Here is a 7,570-nt window from a genome sequence, read left to right on the forward strand (position 1 = left end):
GCCCAAGCATGCCAGTTGGCTCAACATGGTCGAGATCGAAATCGGCGTGTTGCGCGGCCAATGTCTTAACCGCCGCATCGAAAGCCACGATCGCCTCATCGCCGAAGTCGCCGCTTGGGAACACCGTCGCAATCAAAGTGGAGCCCGCATCAAATGGATGTTCTCAACCGAGCAAGCCCGCGCCAAACTTGCCAAAGCATACCCAAACCCAATCGCCAAAGAGTCATAATCTCTGTGCAGAGGTACTAGCATGTCGCCTGAAAGTGGGAACCGGTTTCAGGATAACGACATGCGCAAAACAAACGGTTAGCGCTTTGTCTCTTGGTTTTTTCGCATGTCGTTATCCCGAAGCCGGCGGCCACTTCCGGACGACATGTTCCAATTAAAGCCTTCCCGATTACCCGGAAACTTTCTGTTGGCTCAAACGGAGTCGAATATGATGCCGTCAGGGCGCGTCGTAGCCAATCCCACGGCCGAGCCGGCCGGGCCAGACAGGCAGACGTTTCAGCCGATCGGCTCGCAGATGTGCAAAGCAAATCTGCGAGATTCTTGAATCGCCGAGCACATTTCGCCTGAAATGGAGCGACTGCTTCAGCCGCACGTTGAAGCGGCGGTATTCCGTCCAACTGACGGATTAAGCTTTCTTCACCTGCCGATTGAGATCGACAACGTTGTCACCCGAAGACTTCGCCGCACCGCTCTTTTTGCCGAGCGGAATGTAGGTGAAGCCCTCGCGTGCGATTTCCGCGGCGCTGTAGATGTTGCGAAGGTCGATGACGATCGGATTGCGCATGATCGTCTTCAGCTTACGCATGTCCAGCGCCCGGAACTCATCCCACTCGGTCACCAGCACCACGGCGTCGGCCTCGCTGGCGATTTCATAGGCATCCTTGCCATAGGTCACTGCGCGGAGCATGTCGCGCGCGGCTTCCATTCCCTGAGGATCGAAGGCGTGCACATCGGCGCCGGCGTCCTGCAGCGCCTGGATGATCGCGATCGATGGAGCGTCACGCATATCGTCGGTATTGGGCTTGAACGTCAGACCGAGGATAGCGATCTTCTTGCCGCGTACCGAGCCGCCGCATGACGCGATCACTTTCCGCCCCATCGCCCGCTTGCGGTTGTCGTTGATCGCCACCGTCGTCTCGATCAGCCTCATTGGGCTGTCATAATCCTGTGCGGTTTTGACCAATGCCAGCGTGTCTTTCGGAAAGCATGAGCCGCCATAGCCCGGACCTGCATGCAGGAACTTGTCGCCGATGCGCTTGTCCATGCCAATGCCCTTGGCCACCTTCTGCACATCTGCGCCGATCTGCTCGCAAAGATCGGCGATCTCGTTGATAAAGGTGATTTTCATGGCGAGGAAGGCGTTGGCGGCGTATTTGATCAATTCGGACGTCCGCCGCTCGCAAAAGAACAGTGGCGCTTCATTGAGATAGAGCGGTCTGTAGACCTCGCGCATGACCTCGACGCCGCGCGGGTCCTCCGTGCCGAGCACAATGCGATCCGGCCGTTTGAAATCGGTGATCGCTGCGCCCTCGCGGAGGAATTCCGGATTGGAGACGACGACGATATCCTTGCCGGGGAATTCTTCGCGGATGATTCTCTCGACTTCATCGCCCGTGCCGACGGGTACGGTGGACTTGGTGACGACGACCGTAAATCCGGTCGCCGCTGCAGCGATCTCGCGCGCTGCGGCATAGACGAAGGAGAGGTCCGCATGACCGTCGCCGCGCCGGGACGGCGTGCCGACGGCGATGAACACGACATCGGCCTCAGCGACCGAAGGCAGCAGGTCTTCGGAGAAATCGAGTCGGCCGGCATTGCGATTGCTCTCGACGATCGCGTCCAGCCCTGGTTCGTATATCGGCATACGGCCAGCCTTCAATGCTTCGATCTTGGCGGCCGACTTGTCGACACAGGTCACGTGATGGCCAAAATCCGCCAGGCAAGCGCCCGATACCAACCCGACATAGCCCGAGCCAATCATAACGATACGCATGTCAATCTCCTAAGTTTTTTGCATGCAAGTTTGCGACGCAAACTCAAGGCCTTTCATTGGTGCCCTGGTTCGCGGATCCGCGTCGGAACGAACTCTACTCGTTGTAATAGGTGGAATAGCGAGAGTAGTAGAACTCTGACGAACCGAAGGTGTGATAGAATTTCATTTTATCGGTATCGACCTTGTTGAGGATGACGCCGGCACATTTCGCTGCGATGGCCTGGTTCCCCAACAGGGTTTTCTTGACGGCATTGCGCGCCGTTCTCCCCCACTCGACAACAAGAAGGTAAGTGTCCAGGGTCGAACTGATCGCACGTGCGTCCACGACCGGCGCCAACGGAGGCAGGTCGAAAATGATGTAGTCGAACATGTCGGAGACCTCGCGGATCATCCTTTCCATCGCATCCGACGCCAATAGTTCGGAGGAGTAGGGCACCCGGCGCTTGATCACAGCCGGAAGGAAGGCGAGCTTGGTCTCAGGATTGATCATGACGAGATCGCGGATCGGCACGCCGCTTTGCAGCGCTTCGAGCACGCCACGCTCGGCTTGACGTCCGATCTGACGCGTTGCGCCGGGATTTCTGAGGTCGGCGTCGATCAGCAGGACGCGCGCGCCCTGGCTTGCGAGAAGTTCGGCGAAATTGATCGACAGCGTCGATTTGCCTTCACCCGGCAGGACCGACACCATGCCGATAAGCTTGGGCTTCTTGGGCCCGATAAGCAGGTCCACCGCGATCTTCGCACTCCGCAGGGTCTCGGCAAAGGCGGAAAGCGGATGATCGATCACGTGGTTGGCGATGAAGTTTTCTTTGCTGATGAGGCGCGGATCATCGTTGGATACATGCGTCCGCCCGACCTCTCCAGGCGCCAGCTTGACCTGCGGAATTGTACCCAGAGGTTCGAGGCCAAGCGTTTCCCGAAGCTGCTCGCCGGTCCGGAAGAAGCGATCGCGGTACTCTCGGAACGCACCGATACAGGCGCCGCACATCAGGCCGAAGAAGACGCCGAGCGCAACGATCAGAGGTTTTTTGGGGGACGACGGGTAATCCGGCACAACGGCCGAAGAAATCACGCGTGCCTCCGTCACGGGGAAGGATTGCTGTTGCACCGATTCCTGATAGCGCTGCAGGAAGGTCTCATAGAGCTTCTTGTAGGTATCGGCTTCGCGTTCGAGCTCGCGCAATTGCACCTGGGCGTCGTTGGCTGTCGCGCTTACCCCAGTTGCACTCGCCACCTGCTCCTCGAGGTTCTTTTCACGGCTGCGCGCCACTTCGACATTGCTGCGATAGCTCTGTGCAATGCGCCCGAGTTCCTCGAACATCAATCGCTGGTATTCGCTCATTTCGGTACGCAGACGCACGGCCTGGACATGCTTTGCGCCCAATCTGCTCTCGATGTCGGCGTCCTTGCGCGATGCCTCCAGATATTTGGTCCTGAGGTCATTGATCACGGTGCTGTCGAGAGATTCGGCCACGGCGGATTGCATGTCGCCCGAATTGATGATCGTCTCTATCCGCTGGTATTTGGCCTCGGCGGCCGAACGGTCGGATTTCGCCACGACCAACTGGCTGTTGATCTGCTGGAGCTGCTGCTCGCTGATCAACTGGCCATCAGTCGTGATCAGGCCCTTGTCGGCCCGGAACTTCTGCACGGCAAGATCGGATTGCAGCGACTTATCGCGGAGTTCGCTGATGCGATTCTGCAGCCAGTCGCCGGCGCGCCGGGTCGCCTCATATTTGGAATCGAGCTGGTCGGTGAGATAGGCGTCCGCAAATGCCTGGGCGACTTTCGCAGAGAGCTGCGGGTCGACGGACGCGTAGTCCAATTCCAGTACATATGTCCCGGTGATTCGCGTCACGGTCACATCTGCCTGCAACGCCCACACGATCTCCTCTTGAATGCGCTCAGGCGTTGGAACCTGATTATCCTTGAGCCAGCTCGAAATGCTGACAGCATTGCGAATCGCTTCGAATATCGCACGGAAGAGCCCTAGCTTCTCCGTCATGAAAACGGGATTGTCCTTGAGGTCGAGGCGTTCGCTGACGGCGCGGGCAATCCGGTCCGACTTCAGCAGTTCCACCTGGCTGAGAACCCAGGTCTCATCTTGCGACACGCCGGTAATGGTCGACAACTGATCGGCGATCTGCTGATTGCCGGTATCGATCAGCAGGCTGGCCGAGGCAGTGAACCTTGGCACGGCCGTCACAAGGTAGAGAATGGCGAATGCCACGCTTAGGACAACGGCGAGAAAGACCACGCGCCACTGGCGTCGCAGGACCGCGAGCACATACTCGAAGTCGAAGAATCCTTCTTCCACTGCGAGCGGCTGCTCTACCTTTGTGTCGATCTTGTCAAATCTGTAGTTCATCGACATTCCTCGCGGGCCATCGCTGAGAGAGTAGGCCGAAGCCGGTGGTCAAACTGTGACATGGTTCAAAGAATTTCGCAATCGCGAGAAGGAGTTCGCGCAGAGATACCCATGTCTTAAGCCAGGCACCCGATTCAACTAGATTTTTTTCGCGTGCATTGCAACAGAAACAAAATGACTTTTTTGCGATGCACAATTTTACCTCTTTTTACCGTCGTCCAACCGCGCTAGAACAGCCCCACATTAGAAATCGCCTTGCGTGAGACTTCGCAATGAAGAGATTGGCAAGCCAATGCAGCGTCCGACCTCGTTCGCCGCGGTCAAAGCGCTGTGAATTTGCGCATCTCGATTTCCACAGGATCGCTTGGTGCAGCGTGACACGTTTCTTATCTTACTACGCTGTCACGTCGCATTCGAGAGGCAAATACATTTGCGGTAAACGTGGTCAGTTGCTGACCCCAAACTGGAAAGAACAAGATGCGATATCTTATCACTGGAACGGCTGGCTTCATCGGATTTCACCTCGCCAAAAGGCTGCTTGACGACGGCCATTTCGTCGTCGGCTTTGACGGGATGACGAACTATTACGATATCAGCCTGAAGGAGAAGCGCCACGCGATTCTCGCCCGTTCCAACGGTTTTCGGCCATTCATCGGGATGTTGGAGGACAAGGCAGCCCTCCAAGCGGCTGCTACTGCCGCCGAGCCGGATGTCATCGTGCACCTCGCCGCTCAGGCCGGCGTTCGCTACAGCCTCGAGAACCCCAGATCCTATGTCGATTCGAACCTTGTCGGCTCGTTCAACATCATCGAGCTCGCCAAGGAAGTGCAGCCGAAACACCTGCTTCTGGCGTCGACGTCGTCGGTTTACGGCGCCAATGAAAAGATACCATTCGCCGAGAGCGACAAGGCCGACGAGCAGATGACGATCTACGCGGCGACCAAGAAATCCATGGAGTTGATCGCGCATAGCTACGCCCATCTCTTCGGCGTGCCGACCACCGCCTTTCGTTTCTTCACCGTCTACGGTCCCTGGGGCAGGCCGGACATGGCGCTGTTCAAATTCGTTCAGGCAATACGTGCCGGCCGGCCGATCGACATTTATGGCGAAGGCAGGATGAGCCGCGACTTCACCTATATCGACGACCTGATCGACGGCATCGTCAGGCTGATGGCAGTGCCTCCCGCGCAAGCCAATCGTGTCTCGGCGGAGACGGCGGCAGACACTCTTTCCCCACATGCGCCGTTCCGCATCGTCAATATCGGCGGTGGCCAGCCAGTCGAGCTGATGCGGTTCGTCGAGACCATCGAGACGATCCTGGGCAAGCCGGCAATTCGCAACATGCTGCCCATGCAGCCCGGCGACGTTCCCCGGACCTATGCGGCGCCTGATCTTCTGGTGGCCTTGACCGGTTTCAAGCCGGAAATCGAGATCGAAGAGGGCGTGCGCCGCTTCGTGGAATGGTATGAGGAGACCTATCCGGCACAGTAAGCAGATTCCGGAAAAGTGTTCCGCGGTTTTCCGGCAATAACCTGCGACAAAATAGACAGGTTCCGGAAAAGTGCTCCACGGTTTTCCGACAAGAACCTGCGCCAAAATAAAGCACTCTAAGCGGATGAATCGTTGGCTTGCCGACGAAAGTCCGCTTAGCCTTCGCACGCCGATAGGCCTGCAAAAAAGAGGAGGCGAAGATGCGATCCGTGCTTCTGTCGACGCTGTTCTTGGCGTCGCTCACCCTGTTGACCCAATGCAGCGACAGTGCATCGTCTGCAGAAACGAAGACACTGACCTTCGATCGGCAGTCGCCTGTCGCCCGTCCGGACAGGTTGATCGTCGGCGTCGGCGTGCATTTCGGCCTCGGCGCCGACTTCGGATATGATCCCGACAAGAGCGCCGCCCGCCTGAAGGAACTTGGTGTCGATTCTTATCGCGACGACCTGCCATGGATGGCATTCGTCGAATCGGATTTCGCGCATCGTGACTATCATCCGCAACCACTTTTCCATTTCCTGGAAATGGCAGGCCTGCGGCCGCTTATCATCCTGACTGCGCCGCGCAAGTTCGAAGGGTCGCCGCCGCTCGACGATGCCTCGCGCGCGGCATTTGCCGATTTTGCCGTCCAGGCGGCGCGCGCCACGCAGCGTTTCAATCCGATGTTCGAGGTTTGGAACGAATGGATCATGAATGCCAAACCGGCCACCACCCCCAGGAACTGGCTCGTTGGGCCGGGACAGGCGAGCGACCCGCGCGCTGCCGTCAATTACACCGCGCTCGCGAAGGCGACAGTTCCCGCGCTGACGGCGGCATTGCCGCAAAGTCCGATTCTCGTGGGCGCCGTCGGCATCGACAAGGATTGGCTGTGGACGAAAGCAATCGTGCAACAGGAGGCGCTTCGAGGCGGCACAGGGCTTTCCGTCCATCTCTATAATCACTGCGAAGCCAATCTGGATGACCGCACCGCGACGCAAGCGATCGGCCAGTTGGATGCATTGCACGACGTGCTCGGCAAGCTCGGAACAGGAGCCGAAATCCCCGTCTATGTAACGGAATTCGGCTGGCCCACGCCGGTTTCTGGCTGTGTCATCAGCAAGCAGGCAGCGGCGGACAATATCGCCCAATTCCTGTTATGGTCAGCGGCTACGCCCTGGGTCAAGGGCGCCTGGATCTACCAGCTCAAGGACCAAGGGCAGAATACCACTGAGCTGGAAGACAATTTCGGTCTCTATACCTATGACTACCGTCCCAAGCCGGCTGCCTGTGCCGTCCGCAATGTCATGAGCATGATCAAGGCGTCTCGCGGCTATCGCCGGGAACGACCGTTCCCGAATGTGTTCTTCGTCCAGTTGGCGACCGAGAAGGGTGTTCGTGTCGTCGCCTGGACGCGCAGTGGGAATTTCTCGGCGACCGTGTCGTCGCCAGGCGGGCGCATCTTGCATGCCTCCCGGCTATGCTCCGGCCCGCTTGAGGCCGGCCCTACGGTCGCCATTGGACCCGAGCCGGTGATTTTCGACATGCCCGATATCGACAGCATCGGCCTATCCGTGAAGGCCGCGCCCTGAGGCGCGGCCGGTTCCCTGGTCCTTGCTGTGCCCTGTCGGCATAGGTGCGGACATGTCTGCGTCATCGGCGCTGATCATCCGARGATGAAATCGTCCGCAGTGACGCTGGCGAGCTGCGTCGCCTTGAGCGTGATGCTGTCG

The 7,570-nt window shown here is 58.3% G+C and carries 4 protein-coding genes and 1 pseudogene; 3 read left to right on the forward strand and 2 right to left on the reverse strand.

Annotated features, from left to right (window positions below):
- A pseudogene (locus AC1D06_RS40860) lies at positions 1-229 on the forward strand (IS630 family transposase); the annotation flags it as partial.
- A gap of 405 nt (positions 230-634) precedes the next feature.
- On the opposite strand, the gene AC1D06_RS40865 reads toward AC1D06_RS40860, so the two are convergent.
- Together AC1D06_RS40865 and AC1D06_RS40870 are read right to left on the reverse strand one after the other, a co-directional pair.
- Positions 635-2,002 carry a UDP-glucose dehydrogenase family protein gene (locus AC1D06_RS40865; protein ID WP_477873929.1) on the reverse strand — a complete coding sequence of 456 codons (1,368 nt, stop codon included), beginning with the start codon at positions 2,000-2,002 and terminating at the stop codon, positions 635-637.
- 94 nt (positions 2,003-2,096) lie between these two features.
- Positions 2,097-4,370 carry a polysaccharide biosynthesis tyrosine autokinase gene (locus AC1D06_RS40870; protein ID WP_477873931.1) on the reverse strand — a complete coding sequence of 758 codons (2,274 nt, stop codon included), beginning with the start codon at positions 4,368-4,370 and terminating at the stop codon, positions 2,097-2,099.
- Between the two features lie 477 nt (positions 4,371-4,847).
- On the opposite strand from AC1D06_RS40870, the gene AC1D06_RS40875 reads away from it, so the two are divergent.
- Both AC1D06_RS40875 and AC1D06_RS40880 read left to right on the forward strand, forming a co-directional pair.
- Positions 4,848-5,861, forward strand: a complete 1,014-nt coding sequence (locus tag AC1D06_RS40875; RefSeq protein ID WP_477873933.1) for an NAD-dependent epimerase — start codon at positions 4,848-4,850, stop codon at positions 5,859-5,861.
- A gap of 200 nt (positions 5,862-6,061) precedes the next feature.
- Positions 6,062-7,429, forward strand: a complete 1,368-nt coding sequence (locus AC1D06_RS40880; RefSeq protein WP_477991154.1) for a hypothetical protein — start codon at positions 6,062-6,064, stop codon at positions 7,427-7,429.
- Positions 7,430-7,570: the final 141 nt, after the last annotated feature.

This window comes from Rhizobium sp. P2_G2 (assembly GCF_056403555.1).